Genomic DNA, 24,541 nt, shown 5'->3' with positions numbered 1-24,541 from the left:
CGAACTACGCTCCCTACCCGAGGCAGTATGCCGCAGTCGTCAGCTCGGCAGACATGTTGCGTTCCATCATCTTGCATGCCGCCGCGCCGAGTTCTTCGTCGATGTGGGCGACGGCATCCGTAGGAATGACGACCTGGAAATGCCGCACATAGGCGTCCAGCGCGCTGTAGAGGATGCACTGCTCGGTGACCTGTCCGGTCAGGACCAGCCGTTCGGTGCCGAGGCGATTGAGTAGATACGCCAGCGACGTCGAATAGAACGCGCTGTGGCGGACCTTGGTCAGCAACCGGCTGCCCTTGGCCGGCACGATCGGCTCCACCAGCTCGGGCCGTGCGCCGTGGCATGCGGATTCGACGAGGTCGGTGAACTCGGCGGTGAAGTCGCCGTAGTTGTCGTTGACGTAAATCAGGTCTACGTCGTCGGATTCGCGTGCGCGGCGCACCACATCGGTCAGCGGGTCGACGATCTTGCCGACATTGGGTATTAGGAGATCAGCGTCGGGATGCTGATAGCTGTTCATCATGTCGACCACCAGGACAGCGGTATCACTCATGTCGAGGTGATACCCGGCGCATGCTTGTTAACACCGATCGGGCGACAATGGGAGGGCGATGGACTTCTACAACAGCTACCGCCAGGGGTTTGTCCGGGTTGCCGCGTGCACGCACCACACCACGATCGGCGATCCGGCAGCCAATGCGGCCTCGGTGTTGCGGTTGGCCGCCCAGTGTCACGACGAGGGTGTCGCGCTGGCCGTCTTCCCGGAGCTGACGCTGTCCGGGTACTCCATCGAGGACATCGTCCTGCAGGACCTGTTGCTCGACGACGTCGAAACCGCGCTGGCCGACATCGTCACCGCATCCAACGACCTGCTGCCGATCTTGGTGGTCGGCGCCCCGCTGCGCTACCGGCAGCGCATCTACAACACTGCCGTCGTCATCCACCGCGGCGTCGTGCTCGGAGTGGCGCCCAAGTCCTACCTGCCCACCTATCGCGAGTTCTACGAGCACCGCCAGATCGCGCCCGGTGACGACGAGCACGGCATCATCCGGATCGGCGAGTTCGAGGCGCCGTTTGGGCCCGATCTGCTATTTGTGGCCTCCGACTATCCCGATTTCATCCTGCACGTCGAGATCTGCGAGGACATGTTCGTGCCGATTCCGCCCAGCGCGCAAGCGGCGCTGGCGGGTGCGACGGTGCTGGCCAACTTGTCCGGCAGCCCGATCACGATCGGGCGTGCCGAGGATCGTCGGCTGCTGGCTCGCTCGGCGTCGTCGCGATGCCTGGCCGCCTACATCTACGCCGCCGCGGGCGAGGGCGAATCGACGACCGACCTGGCCTGGGACGGGCAGACGATGATCTTCGAAAACGGGGTGCTGCTCGCCGAATCCGAGCGCTTCCCCAAGGGAGAGCGACGTTCGGTCGCCGACGTCGACACCGAGTTGCTGCGCTCGGAGCGGCTGCGCATGGGCACTTTTGACGACAACCGGCGACATCACCGGTCCCTGACGGACACGTTTCGGCTCATCGAGTTTCCGCTCGACCCGCCGACCGGCGACGTCGGATTACGCAGAGCGATCGAGCGTTTTCCCTTCGTTCCCGCCGACCCGCAACGGCTGCAACAGGATTGCTACGAGGCCTACAACATCCAGGTCTCCGGGCTCGAACAGCGGCTGCGTGCGCTGAGCTACCCCAAGGTCGTCATCGGGATTTCCGGCGGGCTGGATTCCACCCACGCGCTGATCGTTGCCGCGCGGGCGATGGACCGCGAAAACCGGCCGCGCAGCGACATTCTGGCCTTCACTCTGCCGGGGTTTGCGACGGGTGAGCGCACCAAACGCAACGCGGTCGAGCTGTGCCGCGCGCTCGGCGTGACTTTCGCCGAGATCGACATCCGCGATACGGCGGCGCTGATGCTCAAGGAGATGGATCACCCGTTCTCCCGCGGCGAGAGCGTCTACGACGTGACCTTCGAAAACGTCCAGGCCGGATTGCGCACCGACTACCTGTTCCGGCTGGCCAATCAGCGTGGCGGGATCGTGCTGGGCACCGGCGATCTCTCCGAGCTGGGCCTGGGCTGGTCGACCTACGGCGTCGGCGACCAGATGTCGCACTACAACGTCAACGCCGGTGTGCCGAAAACACTGATACAGCATCTGATTCGCTGGGTCATCTCGTCGGGACAGTTCGAATCCGACGTCGACGCGGTGCTGCAGTCGGTGCTCGACACCGAGATAACTCCCGAACTCGTCCCCACCGGCGAGGAGGAAGAACTGCAGAGCAGCGAGGCCAAGGTCGGACCCTATGCCCTGCAAGACTTTTCGTTGTTTCACGTACTGCGCTATGGGTTCCGGCCGTCGAAGATCGCGTTCCTGGCCTGGCACGCCTGGATGGATCCCGAGCGGGGCAGCTGGCCGCCAGGATTCCCGGCGGACAAGCGACCGTCCTATCAGCTCAAGGAGATCCGGCACTGGCTGCAGATCTTCGTGCAGCGGTTCTACTCATTCAGTCAGTTCAAACGCTCGGCACTGCCCAACGGCCCCAAGGTGTCCCACGGCGGCGCGCTGTCGCCGCGAGGAGACTGGCGCGCCCCGTCGGACATGTCCGCGCGCATCTGGCTCGACGAGATCGACCGTGAGGTTCCCGAGGACTAGCCGGCTCGAAGCCCCCCCGGATATGACCGAGCGGGCCCGAGCTGTGGCGGGGTTTATGCCCGCGCGCGGCGCCAGCCCTGGTATTGCAGCTCGGCGAAGAACAGGGTGTAGATGCCGGATGCCAAGGTGAGAACCACACCCGAGGTGGTCAGCGGGAAGACATCGGCGAGCACGAGAGCGACGGCGGCCACCGTGAAGAGCAGGTTGCCGATCACGACGGCCATGCCGGCGCGGCGCACCGATGGCAGTGAGGCCAGCCAGAGCACCAGCACGCCGTAACTGATCAAGAAGCCGGCCATGCCGTACTCGAACGCCGTGGTGGTGCCCGATGTCGCGGCCAGCCAACCGGCCAGCGGGACGCCGGCCAGGCCGGCCACGCCGCTGATGGCGGCGTCTGCGCGCATCGCGAGGCGAAGAAATCCGTCGCGGGTACCTGTGCGGTCGACAGTGGTGGCGGACATGAGGTTCCTTTCTGGTTGGTTACCGATGGCATCGACGTTGCTCGCAAAGCACTGCCAGATCGACGCCAGGCGCTGCCAGTTACTGCCAACCGCAGCTCAGCCATAGTCCGGCGGCCGCCGCCGGCTAGCGCTCGTAGGTGCCGGTGAGTGTGCCGCGGGCCAGTACATGCCCGGCCATTGCCGCCAATAGAGCCCTTGGGGTACTGACATTTTCCGGAATCGGCGAATCGATCGCGAACAACTGGAAGCGGTAGTGATGCGCTCCGTGGCCGGGAATCGGCCGCGGGCCGGCGTAGCCGCGGTGACCCAGATCCGCGCGGATGAACCGGACCCCCGCCGTTCCCGGCTGCAGCGCGCCCGCCGCGACTCGGTCAAGTGACGGTTCGATCAGCGCGACCGTGTGCAGCAGCGGGCGGTGCAGCGGAACATCGATGTCGTCGATGATGAGGACGGTCTGCCGGGTCTCGGGCGGCAGGCCGTCCCAGTGCAGCGGCGGCGAGGTGTTCCCACCCACGCCCTTTCCCGCACTGGATGACGGCATCGCGGCGCCGTCGGCGAACGCCGCACTGGTGACCGTGATGGATTCGGGCGCTGCAAAGTCAGCACCGCACAACGGGCCTCGCTGTGCACCGGCGCGGACACCCCGCAGCAGCGGGCCAAGTAGCGCCATCAAGCGCCGCTTCCGGCGCCGCGCATGGCGACCGCGCTGGAACGCAGCACGTCGGCGAGTTCGGCGGGCAGATAACCCTGCGCCGCCAGCCGGGGCATGACGCCGCCGCTCTCAATGATCTCGAGAATCAGGGTGGGCAACTTCGGAACCGTTCCCGACGCTCCGGTGCTGTCATTGCGCCAGGTGCCATCGGTCAGGTTGAAGCTGCCGGTATCACCCTCGGTGAACACGGCGGTGGCGCCCGGCACGGTGATCGCAGGCAGTCCGGCATTCACGGCATTGCGGAAGAACAGCGAATTGAATTCCTCGGCGACCAGCCCGGCGACACCGAGTTCGGTGAACAGAGCAGCCACCGGGCGCGACGAGCCGATCCCGAAGTTCTTGCCGGCCAGCACGATATCGCCCGGGGAAACCTGATCGGCCCAACCCGGCCGGACCTCGTAGAAGATGTGCTTGGCCGCTTCGGGAGGATCCATCTTCATCGCGAAGGCCGGGTACATCGCGTCGGTGTTGAGATTGTCGCCGAACACCCATACCTTGCCTTGAAACGTCAGCGAACTCACCGCCATGCCGCCACACTCCTCGGATCGGTGATGTAACCGGTGATCGCCGACGCGGCAACGGTCGCGGTAGAGGCCATGAAGATTTCGGCCTCGGTGCTGCCCATGCGTCCGGTGAAGTTGCGGGTGCTGGACGTGACGCACACTTCGCCGGGGCCGATGACGCCCATGTGGTAGCCGAAACAGGCGCCGCACGTCGAGTTGGTGACGACACCACCCGCGTCGGCGATGTCCTGTAGGTAACCGAGCCGCATGGCATCTCGGTACACGGACTGGGAGGCTGGCGTGACGAGCAGCCGCACCCCTGGGGCAACGGTATTGCCGCGCAACACTTGTGCGGCGATCTCGAGATCCTCGAGTTGACCGTTCGCGCATGACCCGATGAACGCCTGGTTCACTTTCTGCCGGCCCAGCTGTGACACGGGCAAGCCGTTGCGGCTGACTGTGCCAGGCCGCGCCACATAGGGTTCCAGCGCGGACAGGTCGATGTGCCGCACATCGTGATAGGTAGCGTCGGGATCCGGTGCGGCCGAGGTATATCCGGTGACGCCGGTGTCGTCGAGGAATGCGGCCAGCACGTGGTCGGCTTCGAAGGTGCTGAAATCGGCCGACACCTCCGCGCCCTGGGTCGCGATGGTGCGCCGGTCGTGCATCGGAATCCCGCCCAGGCCGGGGCCGCCGAATTCCAGATTGAGGTTGGCGGCGTCGCCGTATTTGTCGGCGATGTATAAGAAGATGTCCTTGCCGCTCAACGTGTTTGGTTTGTTTCCCTCGAGTTCGTAGCGGACGGTCGGCGTGACTTGGAACCACGTGGTGCCGGTGCACATGATCGAGTAGATCTCGGCGGGGCCGAGTCCGCGGGCCGCGGGGTTGTAAGCACCCGCAGCGCAGGTGTGAGAGTCGGTGCAGGCCAAGATTTCTCCGGGTCGGGCCAGGCCATTCTCGGCGATGACCTGATGGCAGATGCCGTGGCGCCCGACATCGTAGAAGCGTTCGATGCCGAAGTCGGCGACGAATTTGCGGGCCTGCGGACCGCCCGCGGCGTCCTTGATGGTCGGTGCGGGCACGGCGTGGTCCATGACGACGGCCAGTTTGTCGGGGTCGTGAATCCTGTTGGGCTGGATCCACATCGTCGCGAATTGCAGATCGATCAGCACGGTCATATCGACGTCCACCACCACGGTATCGCCGGGCGCCACCGAGTCCAGGCCGGCCTTGCGCGCGAAGATCTTCTCGATGACGGTCATGCCCATGAGGCATCCTTAACTGTGTACTTGGCGTCGAGCTCCAGCCACTCTGACATGCCGACCAGGTTGAAGAAGTCGGCGGGGCTGGCGGGCAGATGGGTGACCACGTCGCTGCCGTTGAGTTGGCAAAGGCTTTGCAGCATGCCGAATGTCGCTTGCATCAGCAGGTTGCCCGGGTGGATCGAGATCGCGTAGCCCAACTCCTGCAACCGGGACGCCGATTCCAGCGGGGTCAGCCCGCCGAGCACCAGATTGATCAGCAAGGGCGCATCGACCTCGCGTGCGATGCGCTCGACCTCCTGCTCGTCGCGTGGCGCTTCGACGAAGATGATGTCCGCTCCCGCTTCGGCATAACGATTCGCCCGCTCGATCGCGACGTCCAGCCCCAGCGGGCCGCGGGCGTCGGTGCGGGCCACGACGAGCAGGTTGTCGTCGGACCTGGCGTCCAGCGCGGCAGCCAGCGTCTGTTCGAACACCGCGGCGTCGACGACCCGCTTGTCGGGCAAATGGCCGCAGCGTTTCGGAAATACCTGGTCTTCCAATTGAATTGCGGCTACTCCGGCCGCCTCGTAACAGCGCATCGTGCGTACCACGTTCATCGGTGCCCCGTAGCCGGTGTCGGCGTCGGCGATCAGCGGAATGTCGCCCAGTGCGCCGGCGATCATCCGGACCCGGTCGGCCATCTCGGTCGCGGTGACCAACCCGATGTCGGGCAGGCCGAACCCGGACGCCGCGACACCCGCTCCGGTCATGTACGCAGCTACATGTCCGGTGCGCTTGGTCAACTGTGCCGAGATACCGTCGAAAACCCCTGGTGCGACGATGAGTTCGCGCGTGTCCAACAGGTCTCGCAGCCGTTGGCGGGCCGGTGTGCTGGCCATGGCCGTCCTTTCAGTCCAGGGCGCCCGCGACAGGCGCGGCGAGCAGGTCGTTCAGTTCGTCGATGTCATCCAGGTTTTCCAGACCGACCATCGCCCGCTCGATGGCATCGGCGCGTCGCCGGCTCGTCACCCGATCGGCGAGGCAATGAAACTTCGCGACGAGTTCGTCGTTGGTGACCGGGTCGGTGGGCGCGCCGTGCGGCAGGTCGACGCGGGCCCGGTGCACCGCGCCGTCTCGCGTGGTCACTGTGACATCGGTCCGGAACCGCTCGGTGATCGGCGCGTTGGTCAGCGATTCATCGAGGTGCACCGAGGTATTGGAGATCAGCGACCAGATGTCGTCGGCGTCCAGCCGTGCCGGGGTGAACTGCTCGGTCAGCACGTTGCCGTCCAGCAGTGCTGCGGCGGTGGCGTAGCCGATATTCATCTGCGCGCCGATCGGCGTGAGCGGACGTTCCGGACGCCACCAGCCGTGCTTGTAGACCGTCTCGCCGACGGTGATGTCTACCGTCGAGATATCTTTCGGCGCAATCGAACTCCGCAATCGCCGGGCCGCATCGATCGCCCCGTGCAGACCGCCCATTGCGGCGTAGGACTTGACCATGATGAAGGTGGTCTCCCAGCGCTGGCCGAGCTGACCGGTCAGCACAGCGGCATCGGGATTGTGGCCTTCACCGAAAACACTGAGGAATCCGCCATATTCGCGCTCGAACACCCGCTTGATGCCGGTATAGCCGGCGGCGGCAAGCCCGGCGGCGTAGCAGCCGTTGCGGGCGGCCAAGCCATGGTGCATGCGCTTGCTCATTGCCTCGTACTGCGCGGCCATCAGCCCGGCGGACTGGGTGCCGGCCAGGCCGAGGGCGTCTTCGAGCTGGGCGGGCGGCAGACCGCGCAGCTTGCCCGACGCCATGGCCGCCGAATGGGTGCCAAAGACCGGGCCGGAGTGCCAGCCACGGTCGAGCATCTGAGTTCCGTGCAGTGTGTAGCCCACGCGCGGACCCACTTCGAACCCGGCGATCGCCCCGAGCAGGAACTCGGCACCGGTCGTCGGATGCGGCCGAACCGACGCCGTCGACAGCAATGCCGGAATCAACAGCGAGCAGCTGTGCAAGGGCGCCAGTGGATGGAAGTCGTCAAGCTCGAAGCCCTGGATGAAGGTTCCGTTGAGCACCGCGGCCGCGGGTGCGCCGGTGGTGTGGCCGGTGCCGATCACCACGGTGTCGCCGGCACCCTCCAGCTCCAGCACCGCGCCAGTCGCGATCCGTGACCAGGGCAATTGCGCACCGACCAGTGCGCAGCCCAACCCGTCGAGCAGGAGATATTTCGCCCGTTCAATCACGTCCGCGGGGACGTCGCCGAGCGTGAGGCCCGCGACCCAGGTGGCCAATCGCCCGGTCGGGCCCGCCGGATCGCTGGCGGCGTGCTGCTGAACCGCGGTCATCGAAACTCCTTCACGAACGGTCAGTTGTTATAGCTATATAACAACTGATCCACGGGCGCAAGGAAGGCGGTGTGGGAGCATGGCGAACATGCAGGGGGCCGATGCAGAAAGCAGTGCGGTGTCCGCCGGCGCCGGTGTGCCGCTGCACCGGCAACTGTTTTTGGTGTTGCACGACGAGATCGACCGCGGCGTGCTGGCTCCCGGCGACGCGCTGCCGACCGAGCAGACGCTGTGTGATCAGTTCGGGGTTTCGCGCATCACGGTTCGCCGCGCCCTGGCGGACCTGGCCGACCAGGGATACATCGAGCGCAGGCAGGGCGTCGGCTCGTTCGTGCGGGAGCACGCGCCGGCCGACCTGCCCGCGGCCGGCGGCTCGTACATGGACGGGCTGCGGCAGGCCCAGTTCGAGACCGAGGTCGACGTGCTCGAATACGACTCGCACCGGCGCCCGCCACGTCCCGTCGCCGACGCGCTGGAGACCTCCGGCGAACTGTTGCACATCGTGCGGGTGCGCCGCCAGCGCCGGACCGGTGAGCCGTTGATGGTCACCGAAGCCTGGCTGCCAAACGCGTTGGCGGACAAGCTGCCCGAGTCGGCGATGCGGCGCAAACCGCTCTACGAACTGCTGGCCGATGCCGGTGTCGTGGTGGAGCGGATGCGCCATGAGATCACCGCCGAGATCGCGGGTCCGCGCTTTGCCCGGCTGCTCGACACCGCGATCGGCACCGCGCTGCTACGGGTCAACCGGCTCGCATTCGTGGCAGACCTGCCGCACCATTACCTGTCGATCGTGTTGTCGCCGAGCCGCAGTCGCGTGCTGATGAGTCAGTCAGCCGTCGAGTTGGAAACGGGCGACGGCCTGGCGATCGCCCACGATGTGCGGCGGGACTCGCGCTAACGAATCAGGCCGACCCCCGGGACGAAGCGGCCGACGGTGGCGGCATAGTCCCGATACGCGTCGCCGTGGGTTCGCAACAAGTGCGGCTCCTCGACACGGCGTACCTGTAGCTCGACGGTGGCGACGAGCAGGATAAATCCGGCACAGGCAACGACATTCGGGGTTACCAACGCGATCCCGAAGCCAAAGATGAACATCGCGGTATAGATCGGGTTGCGCACCTGCCCGAATACGCCGGTGTGCACCAGCGTCGTGGTCTCCCGTTCGTCCACCCCGATCCGCCAGGAATCGCCCATCTCGAGTTGCGCGTAGACCGTGGCGGCGATGCCCAGGATCGCGACCACGATCCCGACGTACTGGATCCATCCGGCGGTCAGCGCACGCAACGGCTCAACGACGTTGCAGAGCTGCAGGATTGGAGCGCTCGCCGTCACCGCCAGTGCGACGGCGAAACCGGCGCCCGCGACCCATTCCGTCGACCCGCCGCGGATGCCGCGAAAGCCGGTGGATCCGGTGCGGCGATACTGCAGCCAACTACGCCAACCGAATCCGAGCACCCCGAAAGCGGCAAAGAGCGTCAGGGCGACGACGGCGACGCCGTCCATCACGTGGGCCCGGACAGTGCCGCGGCGATGGCGTCGGCATCCGGCGCGCAGTCACCGGCTCCGGGCACCAGTGTCGACAGCGCGGCCGCGGTGCAAGCCCGTTCCAAGGCCGCCAATCGCTCAGCCCGCGAACCCGGGTCGCGCGGCCAGCTCGCTGCCAGCACTCCGGCAAAGACATCACCGGCACCCGTGGTGTCCACCGCGTGGACTACGGGCGCGGGTACCCACAGCTCATCGTCCCGGCCGACATAGCGAGCGCCGCGGGCACCAAGCGTGGTCACCAAATGATTTGGTCGCCAAGGTAATTCCTCGGTTTCGTTCTCGTTGGCGATCACCACGTCCGCGAGATCCGCCAGTTCGGCGAGCGCGCTTCGCACCTGGTGGCACGGCGAGGCGTTGACGATGACGACCGCACCCGCCGTCTTGGCTTCGCGTGCCGCGGCCACCGCCGTGGCGATCGGAATCTCCAACTGGGTCAACAACACATCGCTGTCGGTGATCACCCGGGTGGCCGCCGTACTCGCGGTGAGCTGTCCGTTGGCCCCCGGCGCCACCACGACGGTGTTCTCGGCGCCGGCGTCCACCACGATGATCGCCGTGCCGCTGGGACCGGGGACGGTCACGGTCGCGTCCAGCCCAACACCGTTGGCCACCAGATGTGCCCACAAGCTCGCAGCCGCGCCGTCGTCGCCGAGCGCCCCGACGAACTGCACGTGCGCCCCCGCGCGTGCAGCGGCCACGGCCTGGTTGCCGCCTTTGCCGCCGGGGGCGTAACTCAATGACGACGCAAGCACCGTCTCACCCGGGCGGGGAAGCGCGGCGACGTCGCAGGTGATGTCCATGTTGACACTGCCGACGACGCAGACCCGAGCCATCTGTTCAACGTTAGTCGCGTGTTGCTTGCCATTCGACGGCAATCGCATGCCGCAAACGACAATTTTGTGATGTCCGCGCGCTAATGTGCTGCGTGAACAGCGCCTCGTTGGGAAGAAGGAAGCCAGTGACATCGAGTGAGCTGACCGACGCCGCATCGGACACCGAAACCCTCCCGGCCCAAGAAGCAGTGACCCAAGAGGGTGCGTCTCGCACGACGCGCAGGTTTCGCCGCCGGCGTTTCCTGCGGGTAGGCATCCAGTCCAAGCTGTTGATGACTCTGTTGATCTGCAGCATCTTTTCGGTGGCCGTCGTTGGCCTCATCGGGGCTCTTACCGGCCGCAGCGCACTACGCCAAGTCGAGGCCGAACGGCTGACCGAGCTGCGCGAATCTCAGCAGCGGCAACTGGAATCGCTGTTCAAGCAGATGACGAACTCGCTCATCGTCTACAGCGGCGGGTTCAGCATTGTTCAGGCCATGGAAGCGTTCTCCGCCGGCTTCAACCAGTTGGGCAACGCGACGATCAGTCCCGCCCAGCAGCAGTCGCTAGTCAACTACTACGACAACGAGATGATCAAACCGATCAAACGCATCACCGGCGACACGATCGATATCAACGCCGTGATGCCGAGTACCAACGCGCAGAAATACCTTCAGGCGAACTACACCGCGCCGCCCAGGACCAGTGCTGACGGGCTGCCGGTAGTGGACGCGGGCGACGGCAGTGCATGGTCGGCCGCTAACGCGCGATTCGACTTCTACATGCGCGGCATCGTCACTCGCTTCGACTACCGAGACGTGCTGTTGCTCGACAACGGCGGCAATGTCGTCTACTCCGTGGCCAAGGGGCCCGACCTGGGCACCAACATCTTCACCGGCCCCTATCGCGAATCCAATCTGCGCGATGCCTATCAAAAGGCCTTGCGTTCCAACGATGTCGACTTCGTCTGGATCACCGACTTCCAGACGTATCAACCGGCGCTGGATGCTCCCACCGGGTGGGTGGTGTCGCCGATCGGCATGAACGGCAAGATCGACGGCGTAATGGCTTGGCCGCTGCCAACTCCGAAGATCAACCGGATCATGACCGCCGACAAGCAATGGGAAGCCGCCGGCATGGGCCCGTCGACCGAATCGTATTTGGTGGGTCCCGACGGCCTGATGCGCTCCGATTCCCGGATATTCCTCGAGGATCCGGAGGAATATCGCAAGGAGGCCATCGCGGCCGGAACTCCGCCCGATGTGGCCAACAGAGCGATTCAGTTGGGGACGACGATCCTCGTGCAGCCGGCGGAAACGGCGGGCTTTCGTGCCGCCCAACGCGGGCAGACCGGAACCGTCACCGGCACCGACTACACGGGCAACAGCGAGATGGAGGCCTATACCCCGTTCAACGTGCCCAATTCCGATCTGCACTGGTCAATCTTGGTGACGCGCGACGACTCGGATGCTTTTGCGCGGCTGGGCAGATTCAGCCAAACACTGGTGGTCGGTGTCGCGTCGATGATCTTCGTCGTGTGTGTCGCCTCGATGGTGCTTGCCCAGATCATGCTGCGGCCCGTCCGCCGGCTACAAGCCGGTACCCAGAAGATCAGCTCCGGCGACTATGAAGTCAATATCCCGGTCACCTCGCGCGACGAAATCGGGGACCTCACTCAGGCTTTCAACGAGATGAGCCGGAACCTGGCAATTAAGGACGAGCTGCTCAACGAGCAGCGCAAAGAAAACGACCGCCTGCTGCTGGCGCTGATGCCGGAGTCGGTGGCGCAACGCTATCGCGAGGGTCAGGAGACCATCGCCGAAAAGCACCAGGACGTGGCCATCATCTACGCCGATATCGTTGGCCTGGACGAGATTTCGATCGACCTGTCCGGCGACGAACTGGTGGGCATCGTCGATGATCTCTTCCGTCAGTTCGACGCGGCAGCCGAAGCCCTCGGCGTCGAACGGATTCGCACCTTCCACAACGGCTACCTCGCCAGTTGTGGGGTCGTGACGCCGCGGCTGGACAGCATCTACCGAAGCCTCGACTTCGCCCTGGAGATGCGTCAGATCATCGATCGGTTCAACTCCCAGAGCTCACACGAGCTGAAGCTGCGCGTCGGCATCAACACCGGCAACGTGATCAGCGGACTGGTGGGACGATCAAGTCTCGTCTACGACATGTGGGGCGGCGCGGTGAGCCTGGCCTACCAAATGCACAGTGGTGCACCGCAACCCGGCATCTACGTCACCGCGAGCGTGTACGAGGCTATGCGGGACGCCCGGCAATTCACGCCGGCCGGCACGATTTCGGTCGCCGGATCAGACCAGGCGATCTACCGGCTGTCGGAGCGGTAATGAACGCCTTCCATTCGACGTGGTTCTACTGGGCCATCGGCGTCGCGATCGGATTCCCGGTCATGCTGATCCTGCTGACCGAGCTGCACCATGCACTGCTTCGCCGAAACAATCGCCTGGCCCGCCAGGTCAGCCTGCTCCGCAACTTTGTGCTGCCGCTGGGCGCGCTGTTGGTGCTGCTGGTCAACGCCGCACAGGTCTCGGCCGGAGACGGTCTGGTACGCATCCTGTCCACGCTGTTCGGCTTCCTGGTGCTGGTCATGTTGCTGTCCGGGCTCAACGCGACCGTATTCGAGGGCGCACCGCAAAACAGCTGGCGCAAACGACTGCCCACGATTTTCCTCGACGTGGCCCGGTTCGCGCTGATCGGTGCCGGCCTGGCCGTCATCTTGTCCGTCATTTGGGGTGTGCGGGTCGGCGGTCTTTTCACCGCGTTGGGGGTGACGTCGGTCGTCCTCGGTTTGATGCTGCAGAACTCCGTCGGCCAGATCGTGTCCGGCCTGTTCATGCTGTTCGAGCAGCCCTTCCGCATCGACGACTGGCTCGACGCGTCCAACGAGCGCGGCCGCGTCGTCGAGGTCAACTGGCGGGCCGTGCACATTCAAACCGGCAGCGGGATACGGGTCGTGCCGAACTCGATGCTGGCCAGTACCTCGTTCACGAACCTCAGCCGCCCGCAAGGCACCCACAAGCTGTCGATCAAGACGACGTTCGCGGCCGCGGACCCGCCCGATCGGGTCTGCGCAATGCTGACGCGTGTCGCGAGCGAGCTGCCGCAGCTCAAGGCCGGCAGCGTTCCCCGGTCGGTTCCCGTCGGCAAGGGCGAGTACGCGACCAGCTTCGGGCTGAATTCGCCCGCTGAGGACGGCGCTGCGCGATCGACCTTTCTGCGCTGGATCTGGTACGCGGCCCGGCGCGAAGAACTGCACCTCGACGACGCCGACGACGACTACTCGACCAGGGAACGGGTCGAAGACGCGTTGCGATCCGTGGTGGCGCCCGCATTGCGGCTCAGCGTTGCCGATCAGCAGGCGCTGCATTCCTCGGCGCGAATCGTCCTGTACAGCGCGGACGAGATCGTCGAATACGCGGGGCAGGTGCCGGCGGGGATGACGTTCGTGATCGCCGGGCGGGTGCAGATGATGGCCACGACCGAGGACGGGTCGGTGGTGCCGATCAGCACGCTGGAGGCGGGCTCCTTCCTCGGCCTGACCGCGCTCACCCGCCAACCCAACCTCGCCAGCGCGTATGCCCTGGAAGAGGTCACTGCCCTGATCATCGATCGCGATCACCTCGAGCACCTGGTCATGCGTGAACCGTTGCTGCTGCAGGACTTTGGCAACATCCTGGAGGAACGGCAGAGCAAAGTGCGGCAAGCCGAACGTGGTGAGCGCGTCGGTTGAGCCCGGTCGCCACCCAGGCCGCCTTACCTGGCCAGCTCAAGCCCGATACCCTGGATCAATGAGTCTGCAAGCACCGTCGCGTCCTGACTTGCGTCAGGAGGTTCACAACGCCGCCCGCCGCGCCCGCGCCGCGTCCCGCGTGCTGGCGTTGTTGCCAACGGTGGCCAAGGACCAGGCGCTGCAATCCGCCGCCGCGGCGATCGTTGCCGACACCCGCCGGATTCTGGCGGCAAACGCCGAGGATCTGAAGGCCGCCCGGGCCGCCGGGACGTCCAACGCGATGCTCGACCGGTTGGCGCTGGACACCACGCGTGTGGAGGGAATCGCCGCTGGTCTGCGGCAGGTCGCGGGCCTGCCCGACCCGGTCGGCGAGGTGCTGCGCGGCTACACGTTGCCCAACGGGCTGCAGCTGCGCCAGCAGCGGGTTCCGCTCGGCGTGATCGGCATGATCTACGAGGGCCGGCCCAATGTCACCGTCGACGCGTTCGGGCTCGCGCTCAAGTCCGGCAATGCCGTGCTGTTGCGCGGCAGTTCGTCGGCGGCACGATCCAACCAGGCGCTGGTCGAGGCGTTGCGGTCGTCGCTGGTCAGCGAGGACTTGCCCGCCGACGCCGTCCAGTTGCTCTCGTCCGACGACCGGTCCACGGTCACCCACCTGATTCAGGCGCGCGGCCTGGTCGACGTGGTGATCCCGCGCGGGGGAGCGAGCCTGATCGACGCGGTGGTCCGCGACGCCCAGGTGCCCACCATCGAGACCGGTGTCGGCAACTGTCACGTCTACGTGGACGGGGGCGCGGACCTGGACGTCGCGGAACGGGTCCTGCTGAACTCCAAGACACGGCGGCCCAGCGTCTGCAACGCTGCCGAGACCCTGTTGGTGGACGCCGCGATCGCCGCAACCGCGGTGCCCCGGCTGGTGGGCGCCCTGCAAGATGCCGGCGTGACGGTGCACCTCGACCCGGATGAGGACAATCTGCGTCGCGAGTACCTGTCGATGGACATCGCGGTGGCGGTGGTCGACGGTGTCGACGCCGCGATCGCCCACGTCAACGAATACGGCACCGGACACACCGAAGCCATCGTGACCACCAATATGGCTGCGGCCCAACGATTTTCCGACGGCGTCGATGCGGCCGCCGTGATGGTCAACGCATCGACATCGTTTACCGATGGCGAGCAATTCGGCTTCGGTGCCGAGATCGGCATCTCGACACAGAAGCTGCATGCCCGCGGTCCGATGGGCCTGCCCGAACTGACCTCGACAAAATGGATCGCATGGGGTGACGGCCAGATTCGTCCAGCCTGACCCCGATCTAGTTTTAGGAGAACTGAGATTGTGAGCGTGCCCGCCCGGTCCACTCCGCTGTTCGCGGACATCAGCGACGTCTCACGACGGTTGGCCGAGACGGGTTATCTGCCCGACACGGCCACCGCGACCGCGGTGTTTCTCGCCGATCGGCTGGGCAAGCCGCTGCTGGTCGAGGGGCCCGCCGGCGTGGGCAAGACCGAGCTGGCGCGTGCGATCGCGCAGGCCACCGGCTCGGGTCTGGTTCGGCTGCAGTGCTACGAGGGCGTCGACGAGGCTCGCGCCCTGTACGAGTGGAACCACGCCAAGCAGATACTCCGTATTCAGGCCGGCTCCGGCGACTGGGATCAGACCAAGGACGACGTGTTCAGCGAGGAGTTCTTGCTGCAGCGCCCGCTGCTGACCGCGATCCGGCGCACCGAACCGACGGTGCTGCTGATCGACGAGACCGACAAAGCCGACATCGAAATCGAGGGCCTGCTGCTCGAGGTGCTGTCCGACTTCGCGGTGACCGTGCCGGAACTGGGCACCATCACCGCCGAGCGAACGCCGTTGGTCGTGCTGACCTCGAACGCCACCCGTGAACTGTCCGAGGCGCTCAAGCGTCGCTGCCTGTTCCTGCACATCGACTTCCCGACCCCCGACCTGGAACGGCGCATCCTGTTGTCCCGGGTTCCCGAGTTGCCCGCGCATCTCGCCGAGGAGCTGGTGCGCATCATCGGCGTCATGCGCGGCATGCAGCTGAAGAAGGTGCCGTCCATCGCCGAGACCATCGACTGGGGCCGCACGCTGCTGGCGCTGGGGCTGGACACCATTGACGACGCGGTCGTCGCCCAGACGCTCGGCGTGGTCCTCAAACACCAATCCGACCAGCAACGCGCGGCCGGGGAACTCAGGCTCAACTGATGCCCCCGCGCCGCGTCCGCCCCAAACGGCCACTCGCCCCGCACGGGTTGCCGGGCCACCTGGTGGGATTCGTGGAAGCGCTTCGCGGAAGCGGTATTTCGGTGGGTCCGTCGGAGACGGTGGACGCCGGCCGGGTGATGGCCACCCTGGGTTTGAGTGATCGCGAGGTGCTGCGCGAAGGCATCGCGTGCGCGGTGCTGCGCCAGCCCGACCACCGCGACACCTATGACGCGATGTTCGACCTGTGGTTCCCCGCGGCGATGGGTGCGCGGGCGGTCGTCGTCGGAGACGAAGGTGGGGCCGGCCAAGACAACGACGCCCTGCCCGCCGACGACGTCGACGCGATGCGGCAGATGCTCCTCGATCTGCTGACCCAGAACGAAGATCTGGCCGACATGGACGAACGGCTCGTCGCGATGATCGCGCGAATCGTGGAGGCCTACGGCAAATACAGTTCCAGCCGCGGTCCCTCGTTCTCGTCGTATCAGGCGCTCAAGGCGATGGCGCTGGACGAGCTGGAGGGCAAACTGCTCGCCGGCCTGCTCGCGCCCTACGGCGACGAGCCGAGTCCCACGCAAGAGCAGATCGCCAAAGCCCTTGCCGCACAACGGATCACCCAACTGCGCAAGCTGGTTGACGCCGAGACCAAGCGGCGCACCGCCGAGCAGCTGGGCCGTGATCACGTCCAGATGTACGGCATCCCACAGCTTGCCGAGAATGTCGAATTCCTGCGGGCCTCCGGTGACCAGCTGCGCCAGATGCAGCGGACGGTGGCGCCATTGGCCCGCACCCTGGCGACCCGGCTGGCGGCGCGGCGACGCCGTAGCCGGGCCGGGACGATCGACCTGCGCAAGACGCTGCGCAAGTCGATGTCCACCGGCGGCGTGCCGATCGACGTGGTGCTGGCCAAACCCCGTCCGGCCCGCCCCGAACTGGTCGTGCTGTGCGATGTGTCCGGTTCGGTGGCCGGCTTCAGTCACTTCACCCTGCTGCTGGTTCATGCGCTGCGCCAACAATTCTCGCGGGTCCGGGTGTTCGCCTTCATCGACACCACCGACGAGGTGACTCACATGTTCTCCCCGGATTGCGATCTGGCCGTGGCGATCCAGCGGATCACCCGGGAAGCCGGCGTCTACAGCCGCGACGGCCACTCCGACTACGGGAATGCGTTCGTCTCGTTCCTCCAGGCCAATCCGCATGTGTTGTCGCCGCGCAGCTCGCTGCTGGTGCTCGGCGACGGGCGCACCAACTACCGTGATCCGGCCATCGACGTGTTGTCCGACATGGTCAACGCCGCCCGGCACGCGCACTGGCTCAACCCCGAGCCCAGACACCTTTGGGGCAGCGGAGATTCGGCGGTGCCACGCTACGAAGAAGTGATCACCATGCACGAATGCCGGTCCGCTAAGCAGCTCGCCACGGTGATCGACCAGCTACTGCCGGTCTGAGACTGCGCCTGGGCGCCGAGTGTGGGCCCCATGTACGCGAACTGTCGTGAATTCATCCATAAGCCCCACACTCGGCGCAGAGCTAACGGGTGACCACAGCGCGGCGACTGCCCGGCTCGAGCGGCCCGGTAAGCTGGCAAATCGTGCAAAAGCGCCGCCGCAGGCTGGGAGTGATGGGTGGGACATTCGACCCGATCCATTACGGGCACCTGGTCGCCGCCAGTGAGGTGGCCGACCTGTTCGACCTCGACGAAGTCGTGTTCGTGCCCAGCGGTCAGCCGTGGCAGAAGACCCGCAATGTCTCCGCCGCCGAGGACCGGTACCTGATGACGGTGATCGCCACCGCGTCTAACCCCCGGTTCTCGGTCAGCCGCGTCGACATCGACCGCGCCGGCCCCACCTACACCAAGGACACCTTGCAGGACCTGCACGCCCTCAACCCGGAGTCCGAGCTGTTCTTCATCACCGGAGCCGACGCCCTGTCGTCCATCCTGTCCTGGCAGGGCTGGGAAGTGGTGTTCGAGTTGGCGCGGTTCATCGGCGTCAGCAGGCCGGGTTACGAGCTGCGCCACGAACACATCACCGAAGTGCTTGGCGAGCTGGCCAAGGATGCGCTGACCCTGGTTGAGGTTCCGGCGCTGGCGATCTCGTCGACCGACTGCCGCCAGCGTGCCGCCCAGCGCCGCCCACTGTGGTACCTGATGCCCGACGGCGTGGTGCAATACGTCTCCAAACGCCGGCTCTACCGCGCCCCCGTCGAGGGAGAGGCCAAAGCGACGCTCGGCCCCACGCAGTCCAGCCTGTCGACGGGGAACAACTCATGAGCGCCACGCAGGAAGCCATCGACATGGCGACGATCGCGGCGAACGCCGCGGCCTCGAAGCTCGCCAACGATGTTGTGGTGATCGACGTTTCGGGGCAACTGGTCATCACCGACTGCTTCGTCATCGCCTCGGCGTCCAACGAGCGGCAGGTCAATGCGATCGTCGACGAGGTCGAGGAGAGAATGCAGAAGGCCGGCTACAAACCCGCGCGCCGCGAGGGTGCCCGGGAGGGACGCTGGACGCTGCTGGACTACCGCGACATCGTCGTGCACATTCAGCACCAGGACGACCGCAACTTCTACGCCCTCGACCGGCTGTGGGGTGACTGTCCGGTCATTCCCGTCGACTTGTCGGACGGTTCGCAGGATTCGGCGAGCGCGCAATGAGTATTCGTCGGCTGCTGATGTTGCGCCACGGGCAAACTGACTTCAATGCCGGCAGCCGGATGCAGGGACAGCTGGACTCCGCGCTCACCGAACTGGGCCATGCGCAGGCGGCTGCCGCGGCCGAGGTACTGGGCAAAATGCAGCCGCTGCTGATCGTGTCCTCCGATCTGCATCGCGCCTACGACACGGCGGTCAAGCTGGGGGAGCGGACCGGGCTGCGGGTACGGGTCGACGAGCGGCTACGTGAGACGCACCTGGGTGAGTGGCAGGGCTTGACGCACACCGAGGTTGACGGACAGGCTCCCGGTGCCCGGCTCGCCTGGCGCGACGACGCCACCTGGGCACCGCACGGCGGGGAAAGCAGGGTCGACGTCGCCGCCCGCAGCGTGCCGCTGGTCGCCGAACTGGTGGCCGGTGAACCGGAGTGGGGAAATGCGGACGAGCCGAGCCGGCCGGTGGTGCTGGTGGCCCACGGCGGTCTGATCGCTGCGTTATCGGCTGCGCTGCTGAGGCTTCCGGTCGCCGACTGGCCGGTCCTGGGCGGGATGGGCAATGCCAGCTGGGTGCAGCTCTCCGGCCACTCCCAGGACTCCGACGGTGAATTCGACAGCATCCGCTGGCGCCTCGACGTGTGGAACGCTTCGGCGCAGGTCTCCAACGATGTCCTCTGAGGTAAGGCCCACGCTGCTGGTCTTCGCCGACTCGCTGGCCTACTACGGTCCCACCGGGGGATTGCCCGCTGACGATCCCAGGATCTGGCCGAATATTGTTGCCACCCAATTGGGTTGGGATGTCGAGTTGATCGGTCGGATCGGCTGGACGTGCCGCGACGTGTGGTGGGCCGCCACGCAGGACCCGCGAGCATGGGCGGCGTTGCCGCGAGCCGGCGCGGTGATCTTCGCGACCGGCGGGATGGATTCGCTGCCGTCGGTGTTGCCGACCGCCCTGCGCGAGCTGATCCGATATATCCGGCCGCCGTGGTTGCGGCGCTGGGTGCGCGACGGCTACGGATGGCTGCAGCCGCGGCTCTCACCGGTGGCCCGACCGGCGCTGCCTGCGCACTTGAGTGCGGAGTATCTCGAACAGACCCGCGGTGCAATCGATTTCAACCGTCCGGGTATCCCGATCGTAGCGTCGCTGCCGTCGGTGCACATCGCCGAGACGTATGGCAAGGCCCACCACAGCCGCGCCGGCACCGTGGCGGCGATCTCACAATGGGCGCAACAGCACGACATTCCGCTGGTCGATCTCAAAGCTGCGGTGGCTGAACAGGTGATGAGTGGACGCGGCAATCCCGACGGCATTCACTGGAATTTCGAAGCCCACCAAGCCGTCGCGGAACTGATGCTCAAGGCGCTGGCCGAGGCCGGCGTATCGAGCGAGAAGTCACGCGGCTAAGCAATGACAGTCGTGGTGGTGACCGATGCCTCGTCGCGCCTGCCGGCCGATCTGCTCGCACAGTGGGCGATACGCGTCGTCCCGCTGCATGTCCTGCTCGACGGCGGCGACCTGCGCGACGGCGTGGACGAGATCCCCGACGACGTCTACGCGCACCACGCCACGACAGCGGCGGCCACCCCCGCCGAACTAGGCGCCGCCTACCGCACGGCGCTGGCCGACTCCGGCGGCGATGGTGTGGTGGCAGTGCACATCTCATCGGCGCTATCGGGCACCTGTGGCGTGGGTGAACGGGCCGCGGCTGAAATCGGTCCGGCCGTGCGCGTCATCGACTCGCGGTCGGCGGCGATGGGCACCGGATTCGTCGCACTGGCCGCCGCACGGGCCGCGGCCAGCGGCGCGGATCTGGAAGCCGTTGTCGCCGCGGCGAACTCGGCGGTACAGCGCGGTCACGCGTTCATCGTGGTGCACGGCTTGGACAATCTGCGGCGCAGCGGCCGGATCGGTGGCGCCAAGGCGTGGCTGGGCACCGCATTGTCGCTGAAGCCGCTGCTCCGTATCGATGACGGCAAACTCGTTCTGGCCCAACGGGTACGGACGGTCAGAAAGGCGACGACGGCGATGCTGGACCGGGTCTGCGAAATCGTCGGCGACGAGGCCGCGGCGGTTGCGGTGCACCACGTCGTCAACCCCGACGGCGCGAACGAAGTGGCGGCCGCGTTGGCCCAGCGGCTACCGGCCTGCGAGCCCGCCATCGTCACCTCGCTGGGGCCGGTGCTTGGCCTGCATGTCGGCCCCGGCGCCGTCGCGGTGTGCCTGGACCTAGCTCCTGGCAGCTGACGCGGCCGGCGCCACCCGGGCGGGCGGCAGACCGTAGTCACCGCGCGGATGCACGACTTGCGGCCACCAGAACCAGCGACCGAGCAGCGTCGCGATGGACGGCATCAAAAGCGTTCGCACGATCAGCGTGTCGAGCAGCAGACCGATGCAGACGGTGGATCCGAACTGGCCCAGCACTCGCAGGTCACTGCCCAGCATCGATGCCATCGTGAACGCGAACACCAGACCCGCGGCCGTCACCACTCCACCGGTGCCGGCCATCGACCGGATGATGCCGGTCTTGAGTCCGTGGTGGATCTCTTCTCGGAATCGGGAGACCAGGAGCAGGTTGTAGTCCGATCCGACCGCCAACAGGATGATCACCGAAAGCGCGGCGACGATCCAGTGGATCTTGATACCGAACAGATCCTGCCAAATCAATACGGACAGACCGAATGACGCGGCGATGGAACTGGCCGCGGTGCCGACGATGACCAGCGCGGCCACCACGCTGCGGGTGAGCAGCAACATGATCATGAAGATCAGCGTCAGCGCGGACACCACCGCGATCATCAGGTCGTATTTCTCGCCGTCGGCCATGTCCCGGAAGGTCGCGGCGGTTCCACCGAGATACACCCTGGCGTCGGACAGCGAGGACTGCTTCAAGCCCTCCTGCGCGGCGGTGCGTTCGGCGTCGACCCGCGAAATCCCTTCCGGCGTCATCGGATCGCCCTGATGGGTGATGAAGAACCGCGCCGACTTACCGTCCGGCGACAGGAACATACGAAGACCCGTCTGGAAGTCGGGGTTGTCGAACGCCTCGGGGGGCAGATAGAAGAAGTCGTCGTTCTTCGACTGGTCGAAGCTTTGCCCCATCACGATGGCGGTGTTGCTCATCGCCTCCATCTGGTTGATCATCGCCTTGAACGTCTGGTAGAGCGTCAGCGTGATGCCCCGGGTGGTCTTCAGGGTGGTGATCAGCGTGGGGAACAGCTCGGTCAGGTCGCGCGAGGCCTTGGCGGTGTGCTTGATGTCCGTTGTCAGGTAGTGGAACTGCTCGGCGAGTTGGTCGAAGCCGTCCAATGTGTCGAACAGCGACCGGAAGCTGTAGCACAACGGAATGTCGTAGCAGTGCTTCTCCCAATAGAAGTACGTCCGCACCGGCCGGAAGGTGTCGTCGAAATCCGCGATGTGGTCGCGCAAGCTGTCGGTGATCTGTGACGTCACTTCGGTCGTCTTCGCGCTGTCCTCGGCGGCATTGGCCAGGTCTTTCGACACCTCGTACTGGCGCTGCGTGGTGTCGATCTGGGTCTGCAGGTCGTCGGCCATCCTGAGGATGTCGGCGATGCGGTCCTTGAGGAAGCCCATGTTCTGCATCGTTGTCTGGCTTTGAATGCTGTTCTGGAACGGAATCGAGCTGTGCTGAATCGGAATGCCCAGCGGCCTGGTGATGTCCTGCACCATCGCGATGCCGAGCGTGCGCATCTCGTTTTTTGCCACCCGGTCCAGCACCAGCATGTCGGCCGTGTTGCGCATGTCATGGTCGGACTCGACCATCAACAGGTCGGGGTTCATCCGGGCCTCGGAGAAGTGCCGGTTGGCGGCCTCCTGTCCCTGGTTGGACGGCGCCGACAGCGGCAGGTAGAAGCGGTCGTTGTAGCTCGTCACGTAGCTCGGCAGGGCGATCATGCCGACCAGCACCACGGCCGCGCTGACGGCCAAAATCGGTGCGGGCCAACGCACTACGGCGGTGCCCACCCGGCGCCACAGTCGGCCTTGTTTGGCGGCGCGCTTGGTCTCGAACAGGTGAAAGCGACTGCCGATGAAGATCACCGCGGGACCCAGCGTCAGGCCGGCCAAGACCACGACCAGCATGCCGATCGCCACGGGTGCGCCCATGGTGTTGAACCAGGGCAGCCGCGAGAAACTCAGGCAGTAGGTCGCCCCGGCAATCGTCAAGCCCGACCCCAAGACGACCGGCGCAACTCCCTTGAATGTGGTGTAGTACGCCGATTCTCGATCCTCGCCGGCGCGCAGGGCCTCTTGATAGCGGCCGACGAGAAAGATCCCGTAGTCGGTTCCCGCCGCGATCGCCAGCATGGTGAGGATGTTGGCGGCGAACGTCGTGAGCCCGAATGCGTTGTGGTAGGCCAAAACCGCGACCACGCCACGTGAACAGGCCAGCGCGACAAAGGTCATGAACAACTGAACCAGCGTGGTGACGATGGACCGGTAGACCAGCAGCAACATGACCGCGATCGCGCCCAGGGTGAACAGCGTGATCGTCGCCAGGCTGGCGTTACCGATCAAGTGCATGTCGTCGGACAGCGCGGCGGGACCAGTGACATAGGCCTTCACCCCGGGCGGTGCCTTGTTCTCGTCGATCACCTTGCGGACGGCGTCGACGGACTCGTTGGCCAGCGTGGTGCCTTGGTTACCGGCAAGGTTGATCTGTACGTACGCGCCCTTGGCGTCGGCGCTCTGGGCGCCCGCCGCCGTCAGCCGGTCCCCCCAGAAGTCCTGGATGTGCTGGACGTGCTTGGGATCCTGGCGCAGTTGCCGAATCAGCTTGTCGTAGTACTGGTGTGCCTCCGGGCCCAGCGGTTGCTGGCCCTCCAGCACGATCATCACGGTGCTGTTGGAATCGAATTCGTGGAAGTTGTGGCCCATGCGCATCATCGCCTTCATCGACGGTGCGTCCAGGGGTGTCATCGGCGCCGAGTGGGCCTCGCCGACGACCTCCAGGGTGGGAACGATGACGTTGACCAGGACCGTCACGGCTACCCAGATCAGGATGATCGGCACCGCGAAGATGCGAATGGTGTGGGGGAGGTAGGGCCGGTGTCCGCGCTCGGGCTTATCCGAACCCTGGGTGCCGATCGGCCCGGTGTCGGCGGCGTCGTCGACACCCAGGTGGCTCTTGCTGTTGAGATCGCTCATGCGGACTTCACCAAGCAGAAGGTTTGGGCGTTGTGGCCATCGGAGTTTTGCGTGTCGCGGACGACGCCGTCCACGGTGATCTTGCAGACGATTCGGCTGCCGTCACTTTGCGCCATGATGTTGGCGCTCACCGACGGCAGCGTGGTCGAGATGGTGGTCGTCCACGGCAGCGGCGCGTTATCGATCTGATGAGTGTTGGCGTCCGCATCCCAGTAATTGATGTTCGCGGTAGCACCCGGCGGGCCGGAGATCTCGTAGACGACGACCTTCGGATTGAACTGCACGATCTCGATCCCCTTGCCGGCATTCGCGTTGAGATCCTGCGAGCCAAATATCTTGTGCAGCCGCGACACGACCAACGCCGAGACTGCCAGTACGACAATCAGCAGCAGCGGAATCCACGCCCGTTTGAGCACCTGGGATATGGCATCCGAGTTCGGCGAACCGCTCACCTTGACCGCCCTTCCGCTCACCGCTGCG

The 24,541-nt window shown here is 65.7% G+C and carries 23 protein-coding genes; 12 read left to right on the top strand and 11 right to left on the bottom strand.

Features of this window, described 5'->3' with window-relative positions; genetic code table 11:
* Nucleotides 1–13: 13 nt before the first annotated feature.
* Complete coding sequence (locus MAAFP003_RS18780) at nt 14–553, bottom strand: cysteine hydrolase family protein (RefSeq protein WP_096289297.1); 540 nt, start codon at nt 551–553, stop codon at nt 14–16.
* A 58-nt stretch (nt 554–611) separates the two neighbouring features.
* Here MAAFP003_RS18780 and MAAFP003_RS18775 point away from each other — a divergent pair, with 58 nt between their 5' ends.
* Entirely contained in the window at nt 612–2,654 is a 2,043-nt protein-coding gene (locus MAAFP003_RS18775) for an NAD(+) synthase (RefSeq protein WP_096289295.1), read from the top strand.
* A 53-nt stretch (nt 2,655–2,707) separates the two neighbouring features.
* On the opposite strand, the gene MAAFP003_RS18770 is transcribed toward MAAFP003_RS18775, so the two are convergent.
* From MAAFP003_RS18770 to MAAFP003_RS18745, 6 genes are all read right to left on the bottom strand, one after another.
* A complete protein-coding gene (locus tag MAAFP003_RS18770) occupies nt 2,708–3,115 on the bottom strand; it encodes a hypothetical protein (protein ID WP_096289293.1) in 408 nt (135 codons plus the stop codon).
* A 124-nt stretch (nt 3,116–3,239) separates the two neighbouring features.
* A complete protein-coding gene (locus MAAFP003_RS18765) occupies nt 3,240–3,785 on the bottom strand; it encodes a YbhB/YbcL family Raf kinase inhibitor-like protein (RefSeq protein WP_096289291.1) in 546 nt (181 codons plus the stop codon).
* Nucleotides 3,785–4,354 carry a LeuD/DmdB family oxidoreductase small subunit gene (locus tag MAAFP003_RS18760; protein WP_096289289.1) on the bottom strand — a complete coding sequence of 190 codons (570 nt, stop codon included), beginning with the start codon at nt 4,352–4,354 and terminating at the stop codon, nt 3,785–3,787. The genes MAAFP003_RS18765 and MAAFP003_RS18760 overlap by 1 nt, the downstream gene beginning before the upstream one ends.
* Entirely contained in the window at nt 4,345–5,598 is a 1,254-nt protein-coding gene (locus MAAFP003_RS18755; RefSeq protein WP_096289287.1) for an aconitase/3-isopropylmalate dehydratase large subunit family protein, read from the bottom strand. The genes MAAFP003_RS18760 and MAAFP003_RS18755 overlap by 10 nt, the downstream gene beginning before the upstream one ends.
* Nucleotides 5,589–6,473, bottom strand: a complete 885-nt coding sequence (locus tag MAAFP003_RS18750) for an isocitrate lyase/PEP mutase family protein (protein ID WP_096289285.1) — start codon at nt 6,471–6,473, stop codon at nt 5,589–5,591. The genes MAAFP003_RS18755 and MAAFP003_RS18750 overlap by 10 nt, the downstream gene beginning before the upstream one ends.
* A gap of 10 nt (nt 6,474–6,483) precedes the next feature.
* The gene (locus MAAFP003_RS18745) at nt 6,484–7,914 is read right to left on the bottom strand and encodes an MmgE/PrpD family protein (RefSeq protein WP_096289283.1); all 1,431 of its coding nucleotides are present in this window, start codon (nt 7,912–7,914) and stop codon (nt 6,484–6,486) included.
* Nucleotides 7,915–7,993: 79 nt separating this feature from the next.
* Between MAAFP003_RS18745 and MAAFP003_RS18740 the strand changes: the two genes are divergently transcribed.
* The gene (locus MAAFP003_RS18740) at nt 7,994–8,812 is read left to right on the top strand and encodes a GntR family transcriptional regulator (RefSeq protein ID WP_096289282.1); all 819 of its coding nucleotides are present in this window, start codon (nt 7,994–7,996) and stop codon (nt 8,810–8,812) included.
* Here MAAFP003_RS18740 and MAAFP003_RS18735 read toward each other — a convergent pair.
* A complete protein-coding gene (locus MAAFP003_RS18735) occupies nt 8,809–9,417 on the bottom strand; it encodes a methyltransferase family protein (RefSeq protein WP_096289280.1) in 609 nt (202 codons plus the stop codon). The genes MAAFP003_RS18740 and MAAFP003_RS18735 overlap by 4 nt on opposite strands.
* Complete coding sequence (locus MAAFP003_RS18730; RefSeq protein ID WP_096291269.1) at nt 9,417–10,292, bottom strand: ribokinase; 876 nt, start codon at nt 10,290–10,292, stop codon at nt 9,417–9,419. The genes MAAFP003_RS18735 and MAAFP003_RS18730 overlap by 1 nt, the downstream gene beginning before the upstream one ends.
* 125 nt (nt 10,293–10,417) lie before the next feature.
* On the opposite strand from MAAFP003_RS18730, the gene MAAFP003_RS18725 reads away from it, so the two are divergent.
* The 10 genes from MAAFP003_RS18725 to MAAFP003_RS18680 all read left to right on the top strand — a co-directional run bounded on the left by MAAFP003_RS18725 (nt 10,418) and on the right by MAAFP003_RS18680 (nt 21,142).
* Entirely contained in the window at nt 10,418–12,631 is a 2,214-nt protein-coding gene (locus MAAFP003_RS18725) for an adenylate/guanylate cyclase domain-containing protein (RefSeq protein WP_096289278.1), read from the top strand.
* The gene (locus tag MAAFP003_RS18720; RefSeq protein WP_096289276.1) at nt 12,631–14,034 is read left to right on the top strand and encodes a mechanosensitive ion channel domain-containing protein; all 1,404 of its coding nucleotides are present in this window, start codon (nt 12,631–12,633) and stop codon (nt 14,032–14,034) included. Before MAAFP003_RS18725 ends, MAAFP003_RS18720 begins: the two co-directional genes overlap by 1 nt.
* Before the next feature lie 58 nt (nt 14,035–14,092).
* Nucleotides 14,093–15,340 carry a glutamate-5-semialdehyde dehydrogenase gene (locus MAAFP003_RS18715; protein ID WP_096289274.1) on the top strand — a complete coding sequence of 416 codons (1,248 nt, stop codon included), beginning with the start codon at nt 14,093–14,095 and terminating at the stop codon, nt 15,338–15,340.
* Nucleotides 15,341–15,370: 30 nt separating this feature from the next.
* Complete coding sequence (locus MAAFP003_RS18710) at nt 15,371–16,246, top strand: AAA family ATPase (RefSeq protein WP_036470381.1); 876 nt, start codon at nt 15,371–15,373, stop codon at nt 16,244–16,246.
* The gene (locus MAAFP003_RS18705; protein ID WP_096289272.1) at nt 16,246–17,694 is read left to right on the top strand and encodes a vWA domain-containing protein; all 1,449 of its coding nucleotides are present in this window, start codon (nt 16,246–16,248) and stop codon (nt 17,692–17,694) included. The genes MAAFP003_RS18710 and MAAFP003_RS18705 overlap by 1 nt, the downstream gene beginning before the upstream one ends.
* A 143-nt stretch (nt 17,695–17,837) precedes the next feature.
* Nucleotides 17,838–18,518 carry a nicotinate-nucleotide adenylyltransferase gene (gene nadD, locus MAAFP003_RS18700; protein WP_096291268.1) on the top strand — a complete coding sequence of 227 codons (681 nt, stop codon included), beginning with the start codon at nt 17,838–17,840 and terminating at the stop codon, nt 18,516–18,518.
* On the top strand, nt 18,515–18,904 hold the full coding sequence (gene rsfS / locus MAAFP003_RS18695; protein ID WP_096289270.1) for a ribosome silencing factor: 390 nt from the start codon (nt 18,515–18,517) through the stop codon (nt 18,902–18,904). The genes nadD and rsfS overlap by 4 nt, the downstream gene beginning before the upstream one ends.
* The gene (gene gpgP / locus MAAFP003_RS18690) at nt 18,901–19,575 is read left to right on the top strand and encodes a glucosyl-3-phosphoglycerate phosphatase (RefSeq protein ID WP_096289268.1); all 675 of its coding nucleotides are present in this window, start codon (nt 18,901–18,903) and stop codon (nt 19,573–19,575) included. Before rsfS ends, gpgP begins: the two co-directional genes overlap by 4 nt.
* A complete protein-coding gene (gene octT / locus MAAFP003_RS18685; protein ID WP_096289266.1) occupies nt 19,565–20,302 on the top strand; it encodes a diglucosylglycerate octanoyltransferase in 738 nt (245 codons plus the stop codon). The genes gpgP and octT overlap by 11 nt, the downstream gene beginning before the upstream one ends.
* 3 nt (nt 20,303–20,305) lie before the next feature.
* Complete coding sequence (locus MAAFP003_RS18680) at nt 20,306–21,142, top strand: DegV family protein (RefSeq protein WP_096289264.1); 837 nt, start codon at nt 20,306–20,308, stop codon at nt 21,140–21,142.
* On the opposite strand, the gene MAAFP003_RS18675 is transcribed toward MAAFP003_RS18680, so the two are convergent.
* Together MAAFP003_RS18675 and MAAFP003_RS18670 are read right to left on the bottom strand one after the other, a co-directional pair.
* A complete protein-coding gene (locus MAAFP003_RS18675; RefSeq protein ID WP_096289262.1) occupies nt 21,125–24,061 on the bottom strand; it encodes an MMPL/RND family transporter in 2,937 nt (978 codons plus the stop codon). The two genes, MAAFP003_RS18680 and MAAFP003_RS18675, sit on opposite strands and share 18 nt — an antisense overlap.
* Entirely contained in the window at nt 24,058–24,486 is a 429-nt protein-coding gene (locus tag MAAFP003_RS18670) for an MmpS family transport accessory protein (protein ID WP_165796459.1), read from the bottom strand. Before MAAFP003_RS18670 ends, MAAFP003_RS18675 begins: the two co-directional genes overlap by 4 nt.
* Nucleotides 24,487–24,541 lie beyond the last annotated feature (55 nt).

Origin of the sequence: Mycobacterium ahvazicum, assembly GCF_900176255.2 — a bacterium.
Taxonomy (GTDB): domain Bacteria; phylum Actinomycetota; class Actinomycetes; order Mycobacteriales; family Mycobacteriaceae; genus Mycobacterium; species Mycobacterium ahvazicum.
The sequence above is the reverse complement of the archived record's forward strand: the minus strand, read 5'-3'. Positions and strand labels throughout refer to the sequence as shown.

Bases quoted from the DNA above. Each gene is read 5' to 3' on its own strand.
- MAAFP003_RS18780 (WP_096289297.1), bottom strand. From the start codon at position 553: ATGAGTGATACCGCTGTCCTGGTGGTCGACATGATGAACAGCTATCAG.
- MAAFP003_RS18720 (WP_096289276.1), top strand. From the start codon at position 12,631: ATGAACGCCTTCCATTCGACGTGGTTCTACTGGGCCATCGGCGTCGCG.
- MAAFP003_RS18730 (WP_096291269.1), bottom strand. From the start codon at position 10,292: ATGGCTCGGGTCTGCGTCGTCGGCAGTGTCAACATGGACATCACCTGC.
- MAAFP003_RS18675 (WP_096289262.1), bottom strand. From the start codon at position 24,061: ATGAGCGATCTCAACAGCAAGAGCCACCTGGGTGTCGACGACGCCGCC.
- MAAFP003_RS18705 (WP_096289272.1), top strand. From the start codon at position 16,246: ATGCCCCCGCGCCGCGTCCGCCCCAAACGGCCACTCGCCCCGCACGGG.
- MAAFP003_RS18760 (WP_096289289.1), bottom strand. From the start codon at position 4,354: ATGGCGGTGAGTTCGCTGACGTTTCAAGGCAAGGTATGGGTGTTCGGC.
- MAAFP003_RS18770 (WP_096289293.1), bottom strand. From the start codon at position 3,115: ATGTCCGCCACCACTGTCGACCGCACAGGTACCCGCGACGGATTTCTT.
- rsfS (WP_096289270.1), top strand. From the start codon at position 18,515: ATGAGCGCCACGCAGGAAGCCATCGACATGGCGACGATCGCGGCGAAC.
- gpgP (WP_096289268.1), top strand. From the start codon at position 18,901: ATGAGTATTCGTCGGCTGCTGATGTTGCGCCACGGGCAAACTGACTTC.
- MAAFP003_RS18735 (WP_096289280.1), bottom strand. From the start codon at position 9,417: ATGGACGGCGTCGCCGTCGTCGCCCTGACGCTCTTTGCCGCTTTCGGG.
- MAAFP003_RS18715 (WP_096289274.1), top strand. From the start codon at position 14,093: ATGAGTCTGCAAGCACCGTCGCGTCCTGACTTGCGTCAGGAGGTTCAC.
- octT (WP_096289266.1), top strand. From the start codon at position 19,565: ATGTCCTCTGAGGTAAGGCCCACGCTGCTGGTCTTCGCCGACTCGCTG.
- MAAFP003_RS18740 (WP_096289282.1), top strand. From the start codon at position 7,994: ATGGCGAACATGCAGGGGGCCGATGCAGAAAGCAGTGCGGTGTCCGCC.
- MAAFP003_RS18680 (WP_096289264.1), top strand. From the start codon at position 20,306: ATGACAGTCGTGGTGGTGACCGATGCCTCGTCGCGCCTGCCGGCCGAT.
- MAAFP003_RS18750 (WP_096289285.1), bottom strand. From the start codon at position 6,473: ATGGCCAGCACACCGGCCCGCCAACGGCTGCGAGACCTGTTGGACACG.
- MAAFP003_RS18745 (WP_096289283.1), bottom strand. From the start codon at position 7,914: ATGACCGCGGTTCAGCAGCACGCCGCCAGCGATCCGGCGGGCCCGACC.
- MAAFP003_RS18755 (WP_096289287.1), bottom strand. From the start codon at position 5,598: ATGGGCATGACCGTCATCGAGAAGATCTTCGCGCGCAAGGCCGGCCTG.
- MAAFP003_RS18765 (WP_096289291.1), bottom strand. From the start codon at position 3,785: ATGGCGCTACTTGGCCCGCTGCTGCGGGGTGTCCGCGCCGGTGCACAG.
- MAAFP003_RS18775 (WP_096289295.1), top strand. From the start codon at position 612: ATGGACTTCTACAACAGCTACCGCCAGGGGTTTGTCCGGGTTGCCGCG.